At 39.1% G+C, this 22,368-nt stretch carries 23 protein-coding genes; 13 read left to right on the forward strand and 10 right to left on the reverse strand.

Annotated elements, in window-relative coordinates; translation table 11 throughout:
• Nucleotides 1–93: 93 nt before the first annotated feature.
• From WNY98_RS10955 to WNY98_RS10975, 5 genes are all read right to left on the reverse strand, one after another.
• Entirely contained in the window at nt 94–1,935 is a 1,842-nt protein-coding gene (locus tag WNY98_RS10955; protein ID WP_342877906.1) for a methyl-accepting chemotaxis protein, read from the reverse strand.
• A 178-nt stretch (nt 1,936–2,113) separates the two neighbouring features.
• Nucleotides 2,114–3,394 carry a glutamate-1-semialdehyde 2,1-aminomutase gene (gene hemL, locus WNY98_RS10960; protein WP_342877907.1) on the reverse strand — a complete coding sequence of 427 codons (1,281 nt, stop codon included), beginning with the start codon at nt 3,392–3,394 and terminating at the stop codon, nt 2,114–2,116.
• A 33-nt stretch (nt 3,395–3,427) separates the two neighbouring features.
• Nucleotides 3,428–4,444 carry an aspartate carbamoyltransferase gene (locus WNY98_RS10965; RefSeq protein ID WP_076925159.1) on the reverse strand — a complete coding sequence of 339 codons (1,017 nt, stop codon included), beginning with the start codon at nt 4,442–4,444 and terminating at the stop codon, nt 3,428–3,430.
• Nucleotides 4,445–4,558: 114 nt separating this feature from the next.
• Nucleotides 4,559–4,993, reverse strand: a complete 435-nt coding sequence (locus tag WNY98_RS10970; protein ID WP_342877908.1) for a CopD family protein — start codon at nt 4,991–4,993, stop codon at nt 4,559–4,561.
• 15 nt (nt 4,994–5,008) lie between these two features.
• The gene (locus WNY98_RS10975; protein ID WP_076925158.1) at nt 5,009–6,691 is read right to left on the reverse strand and encodes a chloride channel protein; all 1,683 of its coding nucleotides are present in this window, start codon (nt 6,689–6,691) and stop codon (nt 5,009–5,011) included.
• A 322-nt stretch (nt 6,692–7,013) separates the two neighbouring features.
• On the opposite strand from WNY98_RS10975, the gene erpA reads away from it, so the two are divergent.
• Nucleotides 7,014–7,352, forward strand: coding sequence for an iron-sulfur cluster insertion protein ErpA (erpA, locus tag WNY98_RS10980; RefSeq protein WP_002958911.1), 339 nt, complete (start codon nt 7,014–7,016; stop codon nt 7,350–7,352).
• 49 nt (nt 7,353–7,401) lie between these two features.
• Here the strand turns inward: erpA and WNY98_RS10985 are convergent, their stop codons facing one another.
• Entirely contained in the window at nt 7,402–7,590 is a 189-nt protein-coding gene (locus tag WNY98_RS10985; protein ID WP_342877909.1) for a hypothetical protein, read from the reverse strand.
• Nucleotides 7,591–8,041: 451 nt separating this feature from the next.
• Between WNY98_RS10985 and WNY98_RS10990 the strand changes: the two genes are divergently transcribed.
• Nucleotides 8,042–8,281 carry a helix-turn-helix transcriptional regulator gene (locus WNY98_RS10990; RefSeq protein ID WP_007584874.1) on the forward strand — a complete coding sequence of 80 codons (240 nt, stop codon included), beginning with the start codon at nt 8,042–8,044 and terminating at the stop codon, nt 8,279–8,281.
• Nucleotides 8,282–8,349: 68 nt separating this feature from the next.
• On the opposite strand, the gene WNY98_RS10995 is transcribed toward WNY98_RS10990, so the two are convergent.
• From WNY98_RS10995 to WNY98_RS11010, 4 genes are read right to left on the reverse strand one after another with little or no spacing between them, the layout of a single operon-like run.
• A complete protein-coding gene (locus WNY98_RS10995) occupies nt 8,350–9,729 on the reverse strand; it encodes an MFS transporter (protein WP_342877910.1) in 1,380 nt (459 codons plus the stop codon).
• Nucleotides 9,730–9,778: 49 nt separating this feature from the next.
• Nucleotides 9,779–10,399, reverse strand: a complete 621-nt coding sequence (locus WNY98_RS11000; RefSeq protein ID WP_024598289.1) for a peptidylprolyl isomerase — start codon at nt 10,397–10,399, stop codon at nt 9,779–9,781.
• A gap of 2 nt (nt 10,400–10,401) precedes the next feature.
• Nucleotides 10,402–10,962 carry a YajG family lipoprotein gene (locus WNY98_RS11005; protein WP_342877911.1) on the reverse strand — a complete coding sequence of 187 codons (561 nt, stop codon included), beginning with the start codon at nt 10,960–10,962 and terminating at the stop codon, nt 10,402–10,404.
• A complete protein-coding gene (locus WNY98_RS11010; protein ID WP_342877912.1) occupies nt 10,963–12,105 on the reverse strand; it encodes a methyltransferase in 1,143 nt (380 codons plus the stop codon). It lies immediately after the preceding gene.
• A 42-nt stretch (nt 12,106–12,147) separates the two neighbouring features.
• Here WNY98_RS11010 and WNY98_RS11015 point away from each other — a divergent pair, with 42 nt between their 5' ends.
• From WNY98_RS11015 to nqrM, 11 genes are all read left to right on the forward strand, one after another.
• Nucleotides 12,148–12,759, forward strand: coding sequence for an alpha-ketoglutarate-dependent dioxygenase AlkB (locus WNY98_RS11015; RefSeq protein WP_024589283.1), 612 nt, complete (start codon nt 12,148–12,150; stop codon nt 12,757–12,759).
• Between the two features lie 62 nt (nt 12,760–12,821).
• Nucleotides 12,822–13,133, forward strand: coding sequence for a BolA/IbaG family iron-sulfur metabolism protein (locus WNY98_RS11020; RefSeq protein WP_024598285.1), 312 nt, complete (start codon nt 12,822–12,824; stop codon nt 13,131–13,133).
• Between the two features lie 107 nt (nt 13,134–13,240).
• Nucleotides 13,241–14,434, forward strand: a complete 1,194-nt coding sequence (fabV, locus tag WNY98_RS11025; RefSeq protein ID WP_342877913.1) for an enoyl-ACP reductase FabV — start codon at nt 13,241–13,243, stop codon at nt 14,432–14,434.
• Nucleotides 14,435–14,797: 363 nt separating this feature from the next.
• A complete protein-coding gene (locus WNY98_RS11030) occupies nt 14,798–16,141 on the forward strand; it encodes a Na(+)-translocating NADH-quinone reductase subunit A (RefSeq protein WP_010555190.1) in 1,344 nt (447 codons plus the stop codon).
• Nucleotides 16,142–16,145: 4 nt separating this feature from the next.
• Nucleotides 16,146–17,348, forward strand: a complete 1,203-nt coding sequence (locus WNY98_RS11035; protein WP_010555189.1) for an NADH:ubiquinone reductase (Na(+)-transporting) subunit B — start codon at nt 16,146–16,148, stop codon at nt 17,346–17,348.
• Nucleotides 17,341–18,093: a Na(+)-translocating NADH-quinone reductase subunit C gene (locus WNY98_RS11040; RefSeq protein WP_076925154.1), complete on the forward strand. Its 753-nt coding sequence runs from the start codon at nt 17,341–17,343 to the stop codon at nt 18,091–18,093. Before WNY98_RS11035 ends, WNY98_RS11040 begins: the two co-directional genes overlap by 8 nt.
• A complete protein-coding gene (locus WNY98_RS11045; RefSeq protein ID WP_007584891.1) occupies nt 18,093–18,725 on the forward strand; it encodes an NADH:ubiquinone reductase (Na(+)-transporting) subunit D in 633 nt (210 codons plus the stop codon). Before WNY98_RS11040 ends, WNY98_RS11045 begins: the two co-directional genes overlap by 1 nt.
• 10 nt (nt 18,726–18,735) lie before the next feature.
• Nucleotides 18,736–19,344, forward strand: a complete 609-nt coding sequence (nqrE, locus tag WNY98_RS11050; protein WP_002958896.1) for an NADH:ubiquinone reductase (Na(+)-transporting) subunit E — start codon at nt 18,736–18,738, stop codon at nt 19,342–19,344.
• Nucleotides 19,345–19,362: 18 nt separating this feature from the next.
• Nucleotides 19,363–20,592: an NADH:ubiquinone reductase (Na(+)-transporting) subunit F gene (nqrF, locus tag WNY98_RS11055; protein WP_007584893.1), complete on the forward strand. Its 1,230-nt coding sequence runs from the start codon at nt 19,363–19,365 to the stop codon at nt 20,590–20,592.
• A gap of 109 nt (nt 20,593–20,701) precedes the next feature.
• Nucleotides 20,702–21,733 carry an FAD:protein FMN transferase gene (locus WNY98_RS11060; protein WP_197185389.1) on the forward strand — a complete coding sequence of 344 codons (1,032 nt, stop codon included), beginning with the start codon at nt 20,702–20,704 and terminating at the stop codon, nt 21,731–21,733.
• Between the two features lie 101 nt (nt 21,734–21,834).
• On the forward strand, nt 21,835–22,047 hold the full coding sequence (gene nqrM, locus WNY98_RS11065) for a (Na+)-NQR maturation NqrM (RefSeq protein ID WP_007376137.1): 213 nt from the start codon (nt 21,835–21,837) through the stop codon (nt 22,045–22,047).
• Nucleotides 22,048–22,368: the final 321 nt, after the last annotated feature.

The raw sequence follows: 22,368 nt of genomic DNA on the forward strand, positions 1-22,368 counted from the left end.
ATTGCCGAGAACAACTAAATAACGAAATTTTTGCCTTGTTATCGACACGATTTTCTTCCCTCAAAATAGATCACTTAATTAAGCGAATTGGTATTAAGATTTAAAAAACTGCATTGATTTGGTTAAATCATTAGATAAGCGACTTAGCTGCTGTGCATCTTGCAGCGTTGATTGGGCTGATGTTAGCGTTTGATCTGCTAAATTACTCACCTCTTGCGAATCATTCAATGCTTGTGTTGTCGCATTTGACTGCTGTTTAACACGCTCTGCAATAACTTCGCCCTGATGTTTAATATCGCCCATACTTTGCTCTGCGCTTTGTAATACATCATTAGTTTGATTGGCTGCTTTTACTGATTGCTCCATCTTTTGCACGCTTGAACGCATTTTTTGCTGAGTGTCGTCAGATGCTTGTTGTAAGGAGCTAATAATTTGGTGAATTTCTTGAGTTTGTGTTTGGGTACGCTGAGCAAGAGTTCTTACTTCATCAGCTACAACGGCAAAGCCTCGGCCATGCTCGCCAGCTCGTGCAGCTTCAATAGCGGCATTGAGTGCAAGCAAGTTTGTTTGATCTGCTATCTCACTAATGCCTTTACTAACTTTGCTAATTTCTTGGCTATCTTGCGCTAGCTTATCGAGTGCTTGTTGACTCTCTGCAAATTCAATTTGTAGATCTTGCATATATTTAGCAAGCTCCATTGTATTGTCTGAACCTTGTTTTACATGTGCAGCAGCATCTTGCGCGGTAAGCGTTGCTTGATGGGCTGACTCTTCAACGGCAAGTGCGTTTTGAGCCATTTCGCTTAGTGCATTATAAATGGCATTTACTCGAGTTTGCTGTTTTGAAACATCATTGCTTGTTTGGCTACTCGCATGCGATAGCGATTTAGTTGCGCCGCATAGCTCTTCTGTACTTGCTTTAACATCAAATAATAAGTGTGAAAATGCATTAAGTAATGCGTTGTAGCGCGATGCAATAATTCCCATTTCATCATTAGTATTCGAATCTATAGTGGCATTTAAGTCGCCATTCGCGGCTCTATTTGCCGCATCAGCAAAGCGATTAATGGTATCAACAACCGCAAAATAAAAACCAATCATTAAATAAAATGCAAATAACAAACTAATCAATGAAGCGGCTAAAACAAGATTTCGAGTCCACTGTTGAGTTTGCAGTTTTGCTTCAATAAGGCTCTCAAGCGTTGGAATGCTCTTACTAACAAGTTGATTAATACTGCTGTGAACATTGTTTGTTAGCTTATTAAATTCTGCTTGAGTTAATAAAATATCGTCAGGCTCAAGTAGTTTTTCATCTATTGCTTTTTTGAATGCACCAACAGCACTGTGTAAATTAGTTAACGAAGGCATGAGCGCCTTATTTACTGATTTATCTGCATTGGTGGCGACATTAAGTATTTTATCGAGTTGTTTTTCGTACAAAGGAAGTGATTTACTAAAATTTGAAAGCGCTATAAAGGTATCGGGCGTAAAACGATTACTTGCCAAAACAGTGTTTGCGCTTTGCGCTGTCGAGTTTATTTGCATTATAAGTGCAGGAATTGGCGTGACTAAAGAGCGGTTTACATAAGCACTTGCTAATTGACTATCTAAGGCAAGGTTTGACTGAATAGAAACAAGTTCGAGTACTTCATTTTCTTGATCGTCTTTTATATCAAAACCGAGTGAGCGAGCTATTTTTATATTTTGATTTGCTTCCCCCTGCATTTGATTTGAGAGTATTGACCTGTAGCCTTTTAAGCCTTGTTGCTGCATTTTTGAAACAGCGATACTTTCACTTAATAATGAGACTAAAAAAAACAAACTAAGTGCAAGAGGAACGAGTAAAATTCCAAACATTAAGCTGATTTTAGTTTTGTATTTTAAATTTGCCATTAGTTGGATAGCGGGAAAAGAAAATTGGCGTAATCCTGACATAAGGCTCTCTTGTATTTTTGTAATTAGGGTAAAGGTGAATAGACCTTGTTATGCTTAATTATCATTCATTTATAGTACTTTACAAATAAAAAAAGCCCTTTCGGGCTTTTTTCAATCTTTAGTCTTAATTACATACTGTAAAAACAAGCGTTTATAAAATATAAAAAGTAATTTTAACTTAAAGTTTAGCAAACGAGCGTTCTGCTGCCGCTATTGTGTCTTTTACTTCTTGTTCAGTATGCGCAGCACATACAAAACCAGCCTCAAATGCTGATGGAGCAAGGTACACGCCTTCTTCAAGCATAAGGTGGAAAAAACGTTTGAAGCGCTCTAGGTCGCATTCAGTAGCTTGTTTGTATGTCGTTACTTTTTCAGCATCAGTAAAAAAGAATCCATACATGCCGCCAGCATAATTAGTTGTTAATGCAATGCCTGCTTTTTTAGCGCCAGCTTCAAAGCCTTCACAAATTGCTTTTGAAATAGCTTCTAACTTATCGTGTAGACCTGGCTCACATAATAGCTCAAGTGATTTTAAACCTGCAGCCATCGCAATAGGGTTGCCAGAAAGAGTACCCGCTTGGTAAACAGGGCCCACAGGCGCAATGTAATTCATTATTTCGGTTTTACCACCAAATGCGCCAACAGGCATGCCGCCGCCAATGACTTTACCTAAACACGTAAGGTCTGGTTTAATATTGTAATAAGCTTGTGCGCCGCCAAGTGCAACACGAAAGCCCGTCATTACTTCATCAAAAATAAGTACTGATTTATATTCGTCACACACATCACGCAAACCTTCTAAAAAGCCTGGCACTGGTGGAATACAGTTCATGTTACCGGCTACTGGTTCTACAATAATACAGGCAATTTCGTCTGCGTATTTTGCAAAAATGGCTTTTACTTCATCTAGGTTATTAAACGATACCGTAAGTGTATGCTTAGCAAAGTCTTCAGGAATACCAGGAGAATTAGGCACACCCATTGTTAATGCACCAGAGCCTGCTTTAACTAATAACGAGTCAGCATGGCCGTGGTAACAACCTTCAAATTTTAATATTTTATCGCGGCCGGTAAAGCCACGTGCTAAACGAATTGCACTCATCGTTGCTTCAGTGCCTGAGCTAACCATGCGTACTTTTTCGATTGATGGAACCAGCTCTTTTACTTTTTCAGCCATTAATATTTCGGCTTCAGTTGGCGCGCCATAGCTAAGGCCATTTTCTACTGCTTCGTGTACGGCTTGTTTTATTGCAGGGTGGTTATGACCCATGATCATAGGTCCCCAAGAGCCAACATAATCAATATAACGATTACCGTCGGCATCAAATGTAAACGCGCCTTCTGCTTTTGTAATAAATAGCGGCGTACCGCCCACACCATTAAAAGCACGAACTGGCGAGTTTACGCCGCCTGGAATAGAGGCTTGAGCGCGTTCAAATAAGTCTTGGCTAATTGTCATGAAAAATCCTATAAATTGTCACTTAAAGAGGGTTTAGCTGTCGCGTTTACGGCTAAACCAAGGTACGTCTACTTCATACTTATCGACTTTGTTTTCTACGCCGAGTGTCAAAGCAAACAGTGCCATACGAATTAATACGCCATTTTGTACTTGGCGGAATATTGCTAAATTGTCGTTACTGTTCAAGTCGTTATCAAGCTCATTGGCTTCTAAGCGACTATCGCGTGGTAACGGATGCATTAATACAGAGTTAGGTTTGCAATGAGCGCTGTAAATAGATTGGCTAATTCTAAAACCGCCACGATATTTATTTGCTTCTTCTTGTGAAGGAAAACGCTCTTCTTGAATACGTGTTTGGTAAACAATATCGGCTGCTAAATTACCTTCCATCTTGTTTACTAGCTCAATTTTGTGTCCTGCATTTTCTACTGCATCTAAAATGCTCGTTGGCATTTGTAGGCCATCAGGTGCGACCATCGAAAACTTTACGTTTTTATAATGGCACAATAGTTTTGATAGAGAATGCACTGTGCGACCATATTTTAAATCACCCACAAGCGCTATATGCATGCCATCAATATTTTGATCAAAACGCTGTAATTCACGCTCAATGGTTAATAAATCAAGTAATGCCTGGGTCGGGTGCTCATTTGGACCGTCGCCGCCATTAATAACCGGCACAGTACAACCATCAGCAAATTCACTTACTGAGCCTGCGTCAGGATGGCGCATAGCAACAGCATCGGCGTAAGCTGAAATAACGCGCGCAGTATCGTAAAGAGACTCACCTTTAGCAAGCGCTGAGCTTTGCATACCTGTAGTTTCACGTACGCCACCGCCTAGTAAGTTAAAGGCTGTACCAAAGCTAACTCGTGTACGAGTGCTTGGTTCAAAAAACAAATTAGCTAAAATAGCGCCTTTAAGCACCGTTGTTTGCTTTTGCTTTTTAGCATAAGGCTCCATTTTTTTAGCTACTGCAAAAATACGTTCAATGCAGTCTCTGTCTAGCTGATTTACAGACAGTATATGTTCGCCTTGGAAACTTAACATGGGGTAATTCCTAATCAATCAAAAGGGCGCGATAATCCATAAATGGGGCACGCAATCGCGCGTGTTATAACAAGTATTGTAAATTGCGGCGCAGTTTAACATGCGCTACAAAGCTTATAAATTAGGTTTTATTACCGCAAGTGCCACTATGATGAGCAGCGCAATAACAGGGAGCTCATTAAAAATACGGTAGAAGCGGTCTGTTTTAGTGTTTCGGTCATGTTTAAAGTCACTCAATAACTTAAAACAGTAGCCGTGGTATACGTATAAAATAATTACCAGTACAAGTTTGTAATGTAACCACATACTGTATCTAAACCAATCACGACCATATTCAACAATGGTTAATACACCAAATACAGCCGTTAAAACAGCAAATGGGGTTACGAAATAAAGTAGTCTGCGCTCCATAACTTTAAGCATAGAGTTGCATGATCTTTCTTCGCTCATTGCGTGATATACAAATAATCGTGGTAAGTAAAAAATACCGGCAAACCACGCAATCATAAAAAATATGTGCAGTGTTTTATAAATCAATAATACGCTCATAATAATCCTTATTGCTTAAAGTAAGCTGTTACGAATGGTTAAAATATGATGAATTTGATCCCAGCGTAATAGCCCCATAATTTGTTGATTATCTAAAAGGTTATAAACATAAAGTGCGCCACTTCTTTTATCTTTTAGTATATCGAATGCATCGGCTAGGGTGGCTTGGCTGCTGATGCCCTGTAAGCTAATGTAATTTATATTTATTGCTTCGTCAGACATTAGCGTTAAATCGTATTCAGCGAGGCGATAGCCATTTTCTTCGTCAAAAACAATCAAGGGTGTTTGACTATCCATCGCATCAAGCGTGTTCTTTATTTGTTCTTTATCGTCTGAATAAAGCAATTTAAAGTCTTCATCCATATCATCCATTATTCCCACTTTTTGCAGTGCTTCTGTTGCAGGGGACACATGGTACGGCAAACCTTGAAAATCTAATTGCTGTAAAAATATGGAGCGATTTCCAAAAAATTGTAATGCAGTTACATAAGCAGTGGTTATTACTATCATCGCAGGAACAATTATTTCAGGTGATGATGTAAGCTCCATTACTGTTGTTAATGCAGCAAGTGGTGCATGCAGTGTAGCCGCTAATAACCCAGCCATACCCAAAACACCATACGTACCCGCAATATCAGTACCCGGGCTAATGTATTGGGCAAAAAAGGCCATTAATGTCCCAATTAATACGCCAAGCCCAATTACCGGACCAATTAAGCCACCGGGAATACCCAAACCAATAGCAAACAATGTGGCAAGTAGTTTAGCGATTAAAATGGTGGTAAGTAGCTTTACGTTATCAGGGGATTCAACCGCGATAGTAATTGCACTCATACCAGAGCCCATAGCATGAGGAACCGCGTAAGCTATTAAGCTGGCAATACAGCCTGCGATTAGTAAACGAGGAAACATACTTAAAGGTTTAAATGTTTTAATAATTAGCATTAAGTTTTGATTAAAGCTAAATGCTATAGCGCCCAGCGCCATACCGCATAATATTAAATAAGGGTAATGCCAGCCGCTCAATGGCGCTATGGTAATGAGGGCAAGCTCAGAGCCTTCACCAAAAACAAACTGTGTAGCTAATGCACCAGTAACAGCGGCAAGCATGATTGGCACAAATATGTGTACTTTATATTCTCGAAGTACCACTTCCATCACAAAAATAACAGCTGCAAGGGGGGTATTAAATGAAGCCGCTATACCTGCGGCAACCCCACAACCACTTAAAGTACGCATGGCGTTATGCGGTAAATGTAGCTTATCTGCTAAAATACTCGCACCTGTTGCGCCCATATGAACGGAAGGCCCTTCTCGACCGACCGAAAAACCGCTAATGAGTGCAAGTGCGCCACCAACAAATTGATTAACCGTATTGTATAAAGGCATTTGCCCATAATGGCGTTTAATACGATGAATAACAAAAGGAATGCCTAAACGGTAATGTTTAAACCCAGTAAAAGCAGCAAACGTGGCTATTAGTAATGCAGCAATTAAAGGCATGAGTACACGTTCAAGTGTAGGTAGAGTAGTAAAGTCGTCAGGGGTTTCTAAAAATAAACTTTGGAAAAATAAAATAGTTAAGCGAAATAAAATAATAAAAAATGCAGCAATTAGTCCGGCAACTACGCCCAGTAAGCATAATTGTACAGATGTTTTAGGTTTTGCCAGTCGACGTCTGAGTTGCTCAAGCCACATGCATTATTTCCTCGCCGCATTTTTCAGCAGCATTTTAGCAAAAGAGTTTAGCTAAGTCGTTGTGATTTTGAAATTTTTGTAATTTATATTAACAATTTGCAGTAAAGATTAAGACCTATTATTTATAACTAAAATTTTTAACGAACTTATAGTTTACAAGGGTCGCTTTTAGTTTGCTTAAGTATTATTTTAGTGAGCTAACGTTTAGCCACTTTTTTACTTATTTATAGGTATAACTTAGAGTAAAGAGTTGTTTTACTATACTTGATTAAAACACTCGGGTATTAGATAATCACGCCATTGCGATATTGAGGGTTTTAGAATGTCTGAAGAATTACCAATTAAGTTCAGCGATGCAGCTGCTGTTCGCGTTAAACAGTTAATCGACGAAGAAGAAAATCCAGATTTAAAACTGCGTGTTTACGTAACAGGTGGTGGTTGTTCGGGTTTTCAATATGGTTTTACTTTTGATGAAAAAGCGAATCCTGGCGATTTAGAAATTGTAAAAAATGGTGTAACACTCGTTATCGATCCAATGAGCATTCAATATTTGGTTGACGGTGAAGTTGATTACACAGAAGGGTTAGAAGGCGCACGCTTTTTTGTATCTAATCCTAATGCAACAACAACCTGTGGTTGTGGTGCAAGCTTTAGCGTTTAACAGCTAAATGCTAAATAGAATAAAGCCGCTTTTGCGGCTTTTTTAATGCCTACAAATCGGTTGGGGTGTATTCGGTTATTTGCATTATCAATACAAAAAAGCCAAGTACAAAAGCAGAAAACGCTAAAATGTATATGAAGCCTTTTTTGCCTTGCTTAATTGGTACGCCGTTATGGTGCAAAAAAAAGTACCAACTCAGGCACAATACGATAGGTAATAAAAAAAGAAGTCTGAACATTATTCGGCCTTTTTGGTGCTAATTATTGCTTAATCATAAACATATGACGATAAATTGGAACAAAATTGTTATAAATATTCCTTTAAATATTTTATAACTAGAAATAATTTATTAATATTTTTTGAGTACTTAGGTCAGTATTCAGCGTTTATAAATATTCACTCGTGTTCATATTTGTACCGAGTATGTAATTAGTTATTTAACCAAAGTGTTAATAGTATATAATGTATCCAAGAATGAGACGGGCAAAATTTCATTCTCAATAAAAATAAATCTTTACCATATTATTGGCGTAGTGCTTTTAGCTATATTGGTGGAGTGAGTAGCAACACATGCTTTGTTAAGCAATAGCTTGCTATTGAATGTAAGTATGACTACTTACTTGCCTACAGCTATTGATAGAGACTACTGCTTTAATAGGTACGTCAAATCATCTAGTAGGAGATGTAAAATGATGGGCAAAACAGTTTCTTCTGAAGAAAATGCAAAGCTAACAAAGTGGCTTAAAAGTAAACGCCACGAAAAGGGTCATACAATGCGAAGCCTAGCACAAGTGCTTGGAACGCCTCATTCGTTTATCGGCAAGATTGAAAATCAAGAACGCCGTTTAGATGTAATTGAGTTTGTTCGTTATTGTACAGCTCTTGAAGTTGATCCACATGAAGCACTTAGCTTGCTAAAAGTAGATTAACTCAAAAATTGCTTAGTACACTTAAGGGGCACTTATAGTGCTAAGCAATATGTTAATGCAGGGATGCATTAAATATTTTGATGATAATTTCTCTCAAGCTCATACAACTTATGCCTAATCAGATATAAAAATATCAGTGAAGGTAAAACCATTAAGGCTGTTAAAACAAAAAACAGCGACCAATTCCCCATTAACCAATCATCAATGACGACACCACTGTAGCTCGAAAGTAATGTTCGTCCTAAATTTCCTAATGATGCCAGTAATGCATAGTGCGTTGCACTAAATGCTCTATCGCATAACATCGATATAAAGGCGACCATAGCCACTAACGACCATGCTTGCGTAAACCCATCAATAACAATAGCAAAGGCATATAGCCTTAAATCAGGGCCAACTAAAGCGATCCACGAAAAGGCTAAGTTTGAAGCAGCCATTGCAATGCCACTTATAAATAAACCTCTAACAATGCCATATTTTTGATTAAATAAACTACCAATAAAGGTAAATATGATTGTAAGCACCGCCGTACCTACCTTTGAGAATGTTGCTATGTCGCTATTACTAAAACCAATTTCTTTATAAAACACAATCGACATACGCCCTAAAAACGCTTCGCCTATCTTAAATAAGAAAATAAACGCAAGTAATGCCAATGCTGTTTTAACGCCGTTTTTAGTAAAAAAAGCTCTAAAGGGGTCAATAACGGTTACTGCAAGCCAGGCAACCGTTTTGGTAAGTGGCGTTTGTTTTGCTGATGAGAGCTTTTCAAGGTACACACGTTCAAGTTCGGCATGTACTGCTTCGCGGTTAGATTCAGGCTCTTTTGCAAACAGTGCTCCACTCATTAGCAGCAGCATTACAGCAGCTAAAAAGTAATAAATTTGTGGCCAGTCGAGCGAGGGGATATCGGCCATATAAAACGGAATGGCACCTAAAAGCGCATAACCTGTCCACCAACCAGACGTTGCCATAGCTGCAGCTGCTGTTGCTTTGTGCGATTCTTTTTCGCTTAGTGTATCTATTCTAAATGCATCAATTGCAATGTCTTGTGTCGCAGAAGCAATGGCGATTAATAAACAAATTGCAGCAACAATTGCCAGATTAGCTTTTAAATCAAGGCCAGCTAGTAGCAGGGTGCCAATAAAAATAAAGCTTTGGCAAAATAGTATCCAACTGCGGCGTTGGCCTAGCCATTTATATAAAACAGGGAGTTTTGTACGGTCAATGAGTGGCGACCATAAAAAGTTGATACTGTAGGCGCCAAATACAATGCCAAATAGGCCAATCATACTGCGGCTTAGCCCTTCATCCTTTAGCCAAGCCGACATAACAGAGCCAATTAGTACCCACGGAAAACCGCTACTCATACCAAATATAAAAATATGGATTAAGCGTTTGTCTTTAAAGTAAGAAAAATATTCGCTAATAGAGAGTGATTTGCTCATAGGGCCTTCATTGGCTTAGATGCAGAGCAGCTAAGCTGCTCTTAAAAAATTACAGTGGGACTTGCTCAAGCATTTTTATGTTTAAAATAACCACTGGTTTTACAGGTACAAAATCGTAACCAATTTTTTCATTAAAGCCCGTTTCTACAGCCATAATTTTGTCTAGTGTTTCGTAGCCTTCCATCACATTACCAAAAACAGCAAAACCCCAATCTTTACCAGGGTTTAAGTGATCGTTGTTATCCATATTAAAAAAGAACTGACGAGTACCAGAGTGAGGCTCACGGTCCTGATACGCCATAGCAATGCTATACATATCGTTTTTCATACCGTTACCGCTTTCATTAAAAATAGGGTCATTTTCGTGTAGGCCGTCGTAATCTTTATCGTAGCCACCACCTTGAATAACAAAGTCGCGCTCGTTTTCTACATCACGTTCAATACGGTGAAAAACACTACCTTGATAGCTTTTATCTGACACGTAAGTTAAAAAGTTATTGACTGTGATAGGGGCTCTTGAACGATCAAGTTCAACCACTATGCTACCCATAGTCGTTACAATTTCGACGCGTGGAAAAATATTATCCTTTTGCACAAAGCGGCCTTCTTGGGCTGCTAAGCTACTTACACTAAAGAATAGGCCTAAGCAGATTAAAAAAAGTCGTTTCATAGTTAACCTTCTAAAAATTCTATTAATTCAGGGTCAGATACAATGCGGGTAATAATTTGCTCAGTCAACTTATTGAGCTGACCTTCTATTTTTGCTCGCTCGTGACTAAATGGCCCCTCTAAATTAGCACTACCTCTATACACTTTACTAAAGTTACTTGAGGCGCGAATAACTCGCACGCCAAGTTCTATATGGGCTTCACTGGTATGGCTCACTAATTTTTCGGTTACTACCGCTTGTAGTGCATGAATATCTACTTCAAAGCGTACACTTGCCAAATTAGAAATACTGGCGCCATTGCGGCTAAGTGCACTATCTAAAACACTTTTAATAGAGCTAGTAATACCTTGGCTTGCAAAGGTTTTAGTTTTGTCTGACCCAATAAGTTTAAGTGTTGATGTATCACCTCGTAAATCAATTACACTAGTACTTAAGCTACTATTTATAGAGCTTATTTGGCCGCTTTTATAAACAGGGTTAAGTATTACTTGGCTAGGCTGATTTGCACAGCCACCAAGTATTAGTAATACACAACACCCAAGTATAATGTTTGTTAATTTCATTTATAGCATTCCACTATTTTTAGTTGCACTTAGAACGACAAACTTTTTGTTTGACCCTAACAACTTACAGTTTCCGAACATGCGGTTCAATTTATCATGATAATCTAAATGACGATTACCAATAATGCGCAGTTCGCCGCCTTCTTTTAAAGTATCTTTTGCTTGCTTGAACATCTGCCAAGCAATGTGATCGGTAACAGCTTGAGCTTGGTGAAATGGAGGATTACATAGCACCATATCCACACTGTCTCTTTCAAAGCCTGTTAAACAGTCGTTTTCGATGAACTCACAGTTATCAAACTTATCGCCTAGGTTAATCTCTACATTTAACCGAGCCGACTCCACAGCCATGTAAGACTCATCAACAAAGGTAACTGATGCATTAGGGCAGCGAGCCAGCGTCATTAATCCAACAACGCCGTTACCACAGCCTAAATCAATAATGCTTTTAGCTTTTGATGTTTCTGGTAAGTAGTTAAAAAAGAAGCGCGCACCAATATCTAACGAATCACGCGAAAACACATTTGCATGATTTGTTATATTAAACTCAGTACCTTCAAGTTCCCATGTTGTAGGGAAGTCTGCTGCTTTATATCCGCCTTTAGCATTGCTTAATATTAGACGTGATTTTTTAACTGCTAGGCTTGTTGTTGTTTCACCAATAAATTGCTCAAATGATTTTATTGTTGAATTATGAATTTCTTTTGTTTTACCTGCGGCAATTACTGGTGTACCAGGTGCAAGTACTTCACTAAGTTCACTTAATTGGAACTGTAAAAAACCCACATTACGAGGGATTTTAATAAGTACTAAATCTACATCCTCTGGTAATGCCGACAAACTATCTACTTGCGTAAACTCTGCTGTAGGCAGCTTGTTTTCTTGTAAGTTATAAGCCGCAGCTTGGTGGCTAATATAAGAATCATTAACTGAACAAACCGTTAACTTATTAAAATAACAAGCAAGCGCACCAAAGCTATCGTTTAAAATAAGCAATGAGCGACAATCAGGGTGATGTTCGTTAACATAATTGATAAGGTACTCATCTGCCGAATCCCACGCTTGTAAGCTGCGGTTTTTTTGATCCAATGGAAAGCGTTCAAGAGTAAATGTTTTATCGCCTAGCTGGGCTTGCGTCGTCATAATGGTTCGTTGATCAGTAATCTAATGTAGGTAAATTCTAACATGCAACGGCAAAACGCCAACCCCCAACAGTTACCAAATGGCTTTTCTTATCAAAGTAGGGCACTTAGTGCGCAAAAAAGCCTCGATCTATTTTATTATTTGCAAAAAAACCTACGTTGGCAGCAACCCGATGTAACCGTTTACGGCAAAACGGGGCCTATTCCACGACTGCAATGTTTCATGAGTGATTTAAATATTGAATACGGGTATTCAAGTAGTAAGCAAATAGTAGAACCATGGGATGAATTGTTACTTAATATGAGAAAGCGTTTAGAAGCACATTTAAACCAGCCTCTGAACTCATTGCTCGTTAATTATTACCGAGATGGTAATGATACGATGGGATGGCATAGTGATGATGAAATAGAGCTTGGTGATAAACCAACAATTGTGTGTGTATCTTTAGGAGCTGATAGGGTTTTAAAGTTAAAGCACAAGGCAAGCAATAAAGTAACTGACTTAAAATTACAAAGTGGCAGCTGCTTAATAATGAATGGGCATAGCCAACGAGACTACCAACATGCAATACCCAAGCAAACAACACTTGCGCATCCGCGAATAAGTTTAACTTACCGATTTATTAAACACATTAAGCAAAAGCAATTTAGTTAGGCAACCGCTGCGTTAAATTGTTATAGTAAGTGTATAAATTAGCTAATTAAAACGGTCTTTTTATGTCAATGCAGCAGCAGATCCAAGAAAAAATAAGCAACGCCATTGCGTGTAAACATTTAAACGTAATCAATGAAAGTCATATGCACAGTGCTGGCACTGAATCACACTTTAAAGTAGTAGTTGTTAGCGAAGGTTTTGCGGGTAAGCGTTTATTACAACGTCATCGCGAAATTAATGAAATTTTAAAAGATGAGTTAGCAAATCATATTCATGCACTCGCTATTCATACATATACACCAGATGAGTATACAGAGCAGGGCGGCGAAGCGCCTGATTCACCTAATTGTATGGGTGGCTCTAAAATTAGCTAAGTAATGTTTTAGAGTATTTGATGAGTGTTTAACTGATCAGATCAGTGTTTTTAGTATTAGCCTTTAAACTAGCGCTAATTTTTATTGTAAAAGATATAGGATGATCAATGGTCATTAAGCCTAAAATTCGTGGATTTATCTGCACAAACGCACACCCAGCTGGTTGTGCAGAGCATGTTCAAGAACAAATTAACTATGTAAAACAACAAGGGGCATTAAAAAGTGCACCAAAAAATGTATTAGTTATTGGCGCATCAACAGGCTACGGCTTGGCATCGCGCATTACTGCTGCGTTTGGTGGTGGTGCTAAAACATTAGGTATTTTCTTTGAAAAAGAAGGTACCGATCGTAAAACAGGTTCTGCCGGTTGGTACAATACGGCTGCTTTTCAAGAAGCTGCAGACGAAGCAGGTCTTTGGTCTAAAAATATTAATGGCGATGCGTTTTCTAACGAAATCAAGCAAAAAGCAATCGATACTATCAAAACCGATTTAGGTAAAATAGACTGCATTATTTACAGCCTTGCATCGCCTCGTCGTACTGATCCAAACACTGGTGAAGTGTTTTCTTCTACCCTTAAACCAATTGGCAGTGCCGTTACTACTAAAAACCTAAATACATCAAAGCGTGAAATTGATGAAATTACGGTAGAAGCAGCAAACCAAGACGATATCGACAACACTATTAAAGTAATGGGTGGTGAAGATTGGGAAATGTGGATTGACGCTTTAAAAGAAGCCGATGTACTTGCTGATAACTTTAAAACGACTGCTTATACTTATATTGGTAAAGAACTAACATGGCCAATATACGGACACGCTACTATTGGTAAAGCTAAAGAAGATTTAGACCGTGCAACGGCTGCTATTAAAGAATCAACAAAAGATTTAAATGGTGAGGCGTATGTTTCATCACTTAATGCAGTAGTGACACAAGCAAGTTCTGCTATTCCTATTATGCCGTTATATATTTCTGCTTTATTTAAAGTTATGAAAGCAGATGGCACATATGAAGGCACCATTGAGCAAATTCACGCATTATTTAGTGAAAACCTATATGGTGAATCACCTCGCTTTGACGACGGTGGGCATTTATTCCAAAACTATAAAGAGCTAGAAGACGATGTGCAAGCACGCGTTCAAGCTGTATGGGATAGTGTTGATACAAGCAGCATTGATGAGCTAACAGACTATGTTGGTTACCATAATGAGTTTTTACGCTTATTTGGTTTTGGTATAGACGGTGTTGACTACGATCAAGACATAGATTCAGTTAAGCCAATTGCTAATATGATTGACTAACAGAATTTAGATATAAAAAGCCGCAATAGCGGCTTTTTTTGTATTATGCGATTTGTTTAATTTACGATGAAATCAGGAATGATAATTGCTTAGGCTACCACTTTGGTCTACCTTGATTTTTATTTAAATCACTTAACAAAACTAAATAAGTGTTTCTGTCGTATAATTTTCATAAATACACTCGCATAGTCATCTAAAATGATGTTAAAATCTCGACAATATATGATGAGTTTTACTACGTTGCTTGTTTGATATTTCTAGCAAGCTGCTCTTTTGTACCTTGATATAACTTGGAATAACTCAAATGGCGACGTGGTTGATACGATTTTTCAGTTTCTTTCCTTTAATGTAATGCAAGTGCGTATGATCAATATAAAAAAAGGTCTGGATTTACCCTTAGAGGGCGCGCCACAGCAAGTTATACATGACGGTTCTGCTGTCAAACGTGTAGCTGTGCTTGGCGAAGAGTTTATCGGTATGCGTCCAACCATGCATGTTCGTGTGGATGACCAAGTCAAAAAAGGCCAGGTACTTTTTGAAGATAAAAAGAACCCAGGCGTCCTATTTACTGCTCCAGCTTCTGGCACAGTAAAAGAAATAAATCGTGGTGCTAAACGTGTGCTGCAATCTGTTGTTATTGAAGTAGCAGGCAGTGAGCAAATCACCTTTGACTCTTTCAAAGCAGACGAGCTTGCGAGCTTAGAGCGTGAAAAAGCCAAAGAAGTACTTATCCAGTCTGGTCAATGGACAGCACTTCGTGTTCGCCCATTCAGTAAAGTAGCGGCTGTGGATGCAAATCCTAGTTCTATTTTTGTGACCGCAACTGACACAAACCCATTAGCTGCAGATCCTGCAGTGATAATTGCCGAAAATGCGCAAGCATTTGAAGCGGGTCTTGCTGTTATTTCGCGTTTGACCGATGGCAAAGTATTTGTGTGTAAAAAAGCAGGTAGCCAAGTTCCTAGCTCATCTATAGCTCAAGTAGAAGTACATGAGTTTGGTGGTGTGCATCCGGCTGGCCTCGTTGGCACTCATATCCATCATCTTGATGCAGTTTCTGTTAGCAAACAAGTTTGGCATATTGGTTACCAAGACGTTATTGCGTATGGTCACTTATTCCTTACTGGTGAAATTTACACAAATCGTGTTATTTCGCTTGCAGGTCCTCGCGTTAAAAACCCACGTTTAGTGAAAACACAATTAGGTGCTTCATTGGATGATTTAGTAGCTGGTGAGCTAGAAGACGGAGATAACCGCGTTATTTCTGGTTCTGTTTTATCGGGTTCTATTTCAAACGGTGTTCATGCATTCTTAGGTCGTTACCACGTTCAAGTATCTGTTTTACTTGAAGGTCGCGAAAAAGAATTGTTTGGCTGGATTGCACCAGGTAGTGATAAATTCTCTGTAACGCGTACATTCCTTTCTCACCTTGCGCCGAGTCGTTTATTTAAAATGACAACGTCAACAGGTGGTTCAAAACGTGCCATGGTTCCAATTGGTAGCTACGAGCGCGTAATGCCGTTAGATATTTTGCCTACTCTATTGTTACGTGACTTAATTGCACGCGATTTAGACAGTGCAATTTCATTAGGCGCGCTTGAACTTGATGAAGAAGATTTAGCGTTATGTACCTTCGTTTGTCCTGGCAAATACGAGTATGGTTCTATCCTACGCGATTGCTTAACTACGATCGAGAAGGAAGGCTAGAGAGATGGGTTTAAAAAAATATCTAGAAGATATCGAGCCGAATTTTGAAGCCGGTGGTAAATATGAAAAGTTTTATGCACTGTATGAAGCAGCTGCAACTATTTTTTATACACCAGGCTACGTAAATAAAGGCGCGACACACGTACGCGATAACATCGACCTAAAACGCATGATGATTTTAGTGTGGATGGCGACGTTCCCAGCTATGTTTTTTGGTATGTTCAATATCGGTCATCAGGCCGCAGGTGCTTTAGCACAAGGCTTTGAACTAGCAAACACATGGCAAGTTGGTTTGTTCCAGTTATTCGGTGGTGAATTAACCGCTGATGCAGGCTGGGGCGCTAAAATGTTCTATGGAGCATGTTTCTTCCTACCTATCTACGCGGTAACGTTTGCAGTGGGTGGCTTTTGGGAAGTAATATTTGCTTCTGTGCGTAAGCATGAAATTAACGAAGGTTTCTTCGTTACTTCAGTTTTATTTGCACTTATTCTGCCTGCAACAATTCCTTTATGGCAAGTTGCGTTAGGTATTACGTTTGGTGTAGTAATCGCTAAAGAAATCTTTGGTGGTACTGGCCGTAACTTCTTAAACCCTGCTTTAGCCGGCCGTGCGTTTTTATTCTTCGCATACCCAGCTCAAATCTCAGGTGACACAGTATGGACAGCAGTAGATTCTTTCTCTGGTGCAACTATGCTAGGCCAAGCATTTGCTGGCACACTTGATTTTGCAAACATGGAATTATGGTGGAATGCGTTTTACGGTTTCATTCAAGGTTCTGTAGGTGAAACATCTACACTTGCATTGTTAGTAGGTGGTTTATTCTTAATTTATGTTCGCATCGCTTCTTGGCGCATTGTACTAGGTGTATTCCTAGGTATGGTAGCGACTGCATTTTTGTTAAATGCTGTAGGCTCAGAAACTAACCCTGTATTTGCAATGCCTTGGTATTGGCATTTAGTACTTGGTGGCTTTGCGTTTGGTATGTTCTTTATGGCTACTGACCCTGTATCAGCTGCATTTACTGACAAAGGTAAATTAGCATATGGTCTATTAATTGGCTTTATGGTGGTTATGATACGTGTTGTGAATCCTGCTTTCCCAGAAGGTATGATGCTAGCAATCTTATTTGCTAACTTATTTGCTCCACTGTTCGATCACTTTGTAGTGCAGGCTAATATTAAGCGGAGGTTGGCACGTAATGTCTAGTAATAACGAATCAATCGGCAAAACGTTAACAGTTGTTGTCGCACTATGTTTAGTGTGCGCAATCATTGTATCGTTTGCTTCTGTACAGCTTCGTCCTTTACAGCAAGCTAATAAAGAAAAAGATATTCAAAGCAATATCTTGGCTGCTGCGGGTATCGATAAAGTTGAAAATGTTTTAGAAACATTTGATGCAAAAATCGAAGCGCGCGTTGTAAATATGACTACAGGTGAGTTTGTAGATACAGACCCAACAATTTTCGACTTTGAAAAAAGCAAATATGATGCAGCGCTAAGTGTTTCTCTTAAAGAGAAAGGCGTTAAGGATATTGCTGGTATTCAACGTGTGACTAAAGAGTCGCCGGTGTATATCTCTAAGAAAGAAGATGGCTCAGTTGATGCAATCATTCTTCCTATCCAAGGCTACGGCTTATGGGGCTTAATGTACGGTTTTATCTCGCTTGAAAGCGATGGTGAAACAGTTAAGGGCATTATCTTTTACAAGCATAATGAAACCCCTGGCTTAGGTGGCGAAATCCAAAATCCACAATGGACTGCTACATGGGAAGGTAAAGAGCTTCCAATTCAAATTGTTAAAGGTACTGCGGGCAATGATGAGCATAAGATCGATGGTCTTTCAGGTGCTACATTAACGTCTAACGGTGTTGATCATGCAGTTGATTTTTGGACTGGCGAAAATGGCTTTGGCCCTTTCCTTGCGAAAGTACGTAAAGGAGCATTGAAATAATGGCTGATACTAAAGAAATGAAGGCGGTCCTATTTGGTCCGGTTTTAGCTAACAACCCAATCGCACTACAAGTACTTGGTATTTGTTCGGCGCTAGCGGTAACGTCTAGCTTAAAAAATGCATTAATCATGTCAATCGCATTGACACTAGTAACAGCATTTTCGAGCTTCTTTATCTCGCTTATTCGTAACCAGATCCCATCATCTGTACGTATCATCGTACAAATGACAATTATTGCATCATTGGTAATCGTTGTTGACCAAGTATTACAGGCTTTCTCTTACGCTACGGCAAAAGAGCTTTCTGTATTCGTTGGTCTAATCATTACTAACTGTATTGTAATGGGTCGTGCTGAAGCATACGCGATGAAGTCGCCACCAATTATGTCTTTCCTTGACGGTATTGGTAATGGCTTAGGTTACTCTGTAGTACTGCTTACTGTTGGTTTCATTCGTGAGCTATTCGGTAAGGGTTCACTATTCGGTGTTGATATTATCCCATTAGTACAAGATGGCGGTTGGTATCAGCCAATGGGTCTATTGATCTTACCACCGAGTGCATTCTTCATCATTGGTTTATTCATATGGGTACTTCGTACTTATAAGAAAGACCAAGTAGAAGCTAAAGCGTAAGGGGCAAATAGTGGAACATTATATTAGTTTATTTGTAAAAGCCGTTTTTATTGAGAACTTAGCGTTGTCATTCTTCTTAGGCATGTGTACTTTTTTAGCAGTATCTAAAAAAGTAACTACATCAATTGGCCTAGGTATAGCGGTTATAGTTGTATTGGGTATTTCGGTACCTGTTAACAACTTGGTTTATCATGCGGTACTTGCACCAGGTTCACTTACTTGGTTAGGTTACCCAGATGCGGATCTTAGCTTTTTACGTTTCTTAACTTTCATTGGTGTTATTGCAGCACTTGTGCAAATTCTTGAAATGGCATTAGATAAGTTTTTCCCTGCACTATACAACGCGTTAGGTATCTTCTTACCACTTATCACAGTTAACTGTGCAATATTTGGTGCGGTATCATTCATGGTTGAGCGTAACTATAACTTCGGCGAGTCTGTAGTTTATGGTATTGGCGCTGGTGTTGGTTGGGCGCTTGCAATTACATTACTTGCAGGTATCCGTGAGAAACTGAAGTATTCAGACGTGCCAGACGGCTTACGTGGTTTAGGTATTACCTTTATCACTGTTGGTTTAATGGGACTTGGCTTTATGTCATTCTCTGGTATTTCACTGTAAAGGTAGCGAGGATAAATCATGGATTATCAGATTTTCTTAGGCGTTGGTGTTTTCATCGCTATCGTTGTACTACTAGTTTTAGTGATCATTGGTGCTAAATCTCAGTTAGTTGCAAGCGGCGACATCATCATCGGTATTAATGGCGACAAAGATAAAGCCATTACTACATCAGCAGGTAATAAGCTTTTAAGTGCATTATCTGAGTCAGGTATTTTCGTATCATCTGCATGTGGTGGCGGTGGCTCTTGTGGTCAGTGTCGTGTTCACATTAAAGAAGGTGGCGGCGATATCCTGCCAACTGAACTTGATCACATTTCTAAAGGTGAAGCCCGTGAAGGCTGTCGTTTAGCGTGTCAGGTAAATGTTAAAAACGACATGGAAATTGAACTTGAAGAGTCAATTTTCGGTGTTAAAAAATGGGATTGTGAAGTTATCTCTAACGATAACAAAGCAACGTTCATTAAAGAACTTAAACTGCAAATCCCTGGTGATGAGTCAGTGCCTTTCCGTGCGGGTGGTTACATCCAAATTGAAGCGCCACCTCATCATGTTAAATATGCAGATTTTGATGTTCCTGAAGAATATCGTGGCGATTGGAACCATTTTGGTTTCTTCGATCTGGAGTCAAAAGTAGACGAAGAAACAATTCGTGCATACTCAATGGCTAACTACCCAGAAGAAGAAGGCATCATTATGCTTAACGTGCGTATTGCTGCTCCGCCTCCAAGAAACCTAAGCTTGCCATGTGGTAAAATGTCTTCGTACATTTGGTCACTTACAAAAGGCGACAAGGTAACTATTTCAGGTCCATTTGGTGAGTTCTTTGCTAAAGACACAGATGCTGAAATGATCTTTGTTGGCGGTGGTGCTGGTATGGCGCCAATGCGTTCACATATCTTTGACCAACTTAAACGTTTGAACTCTAAACGTAAGATGAGCTTTTGGTATGGTGCACGTTCTGAACGTGAAATGTTCTACGTAGAAGATTTTGACGGCCTAGCCGCTGAAAATCCTAATTTCGTATGGCATACAGCACTTTCAGATCCACAACCTGAAGATAACTGGGAAGGCTATACTGGCTTTATCCATAACGTGTTATTTGAGAACTATCTTAAAGATCACGAAGCGCCGGAAGATTGTGAGTACTACATGTGTGGTCCTCCAATGATGAACGCGGCAGTTATTACTATGCTTAAAGATTTAGGTGTTGAAGACGAAAATATCTTACTAGATGACTTCGGTGGCTAACACTAATACCAAAACAGTTTAGTTTTGGTTAAAATACCAGCCTCGTAGCACTTGTGTTACGAGGCTTTTTTTATTCTTTAATTTTATCAATCTATTAAGTAGAGCTGTTATGAATCGAGTAAGTACTTCACAAGGCATAATGGCCTTTTTACTAATCACACTGACCTTATTACTGTCTGGGTGTGGTGAAAAACCAGAGTCGAAAGAAACCTTTTTAGAAGGTAAGACTATGGGCACCACTTATCATATTAAATATTACGATGAGCAGGGCCAGCTATCTGCCTCACAGTTACAGCTGCAAATAGATGCTGTTTTAAAAGATGTGAATCAGTCTATGTCTACTTATATAGAAGACTCTGAAATAAATACATTTAACAGATTACCAGCAAATCAAGTTATGCCAATTAGCGAAGATTTTAGGGCCGTTATCAGTGAGTCCATCCGCTTAGGTGAGTCAACTAAAACACTCGATGTCACTATGGGGCCTTTAATTGATTTATGGGGCTTTGGTCCTGATAAAAAACCAACAAATCGCCCTAGTGATGAAGAGCTTGCGAGTATGGTCGAAAAAATAGGTATTGATAAACTTATTTTAAATAAGCAAGGCTTGGCTAAAACAGTTAATGGACTAGAGCTTTCTTTTTCGGCAACGGCTAAAGGCTATGGTATTGATAAAGTAGCGCAGTTATTAGAAAGCCACAGTATTACCAATTACATGGTTGAGATTGGTGGAGAGCTGCGTATAGCAGGTGAAAAGCCAAATAATCAGGATTGGAAAATTGCGATAGAGCAACCAGATGCAGCGCCAGGTGAGCGTAAAGTACATCGTGTTTTATCGCCAGGTACAAATGGTATTGCTACGTCGGGTGATTACCGTATTTTTTATAAAATGGATGGCGAGATCTATACTCATTTAATTGATCCCGTAACCGGCATGCCTATTAAGCACGACTTAGTGTCAGTAACAGTGCTTCATCCAAGCGCTATGACAGCAGATGGCTTAGCAACTGCACTTACTGTGATGGGTATGGAGAAAGCGCAAGCCTATGCTCAGCAGCACGATTTACCAGTGTACTTAATAGGTAAATCAAAAGATGGTTTAGTTACTTACTCAAGCCCTGCATTCAAACCTTATTTGTAGTATGGCGCTGGCTTGTTTATTTTCACGTTATTTGGGTATATAATAGCAGTTGCTCAAAAATGTTTGAGTTTAATTAATTGCTGATCAATAGGGGCTAAGCAATGTCACTTTTTCTTCTTACTTTTGGCTTACTAATTTTGATAGTTTCGGCTATGGCCGTTGGTATGATCGTGCAAAAAAAATCTATGGCGAGTAGCTGTGGTGGTTTAGGCTCGGTCGGTATTGATAAAGCCTGTGATTGCGATGATCCATGTGATAAACGCAAAAACCGTTTAGCAAAAGAGCAAGCTTGGAAAGAAAATCAAATTATTTAAGCCCGTCTTAAATATTAAAAAGCGCTTTATAGCGCTTTTTTTGTGCCTGTAAAACTCATCAACTCCTTGGCTTCCAAAGCAATCCAATCTTAATGTATTAGACGAAAGTATATAGTTTAGTTTTTTTCACCTATTAGGTTTATTTTTCTCGTTTGTCAAATTGGAGCTAACACTCTAAAGTTTAACCATAGACAAAGAGCAAGGCTCTCGTCATAAGCTTGAGGCATAAGTTAGCCTCGCTTAAAAGAATCTTTATATTGTGTGTGAAGATGTTGTCAGTGTGAAAGGCAACTCAAGTTCGGTGGTGACTGAGTTTGAGTT

Source organism: Pseudoalteromonas sp. AS71, assembly GCF_038900275.1.
Taxonomy (GTDB): Bacteria; Pseudomonadota; Gammaproteobacteria; order Enterobacterales; family Alteromonadaceae; genus Pseudoalteromonas.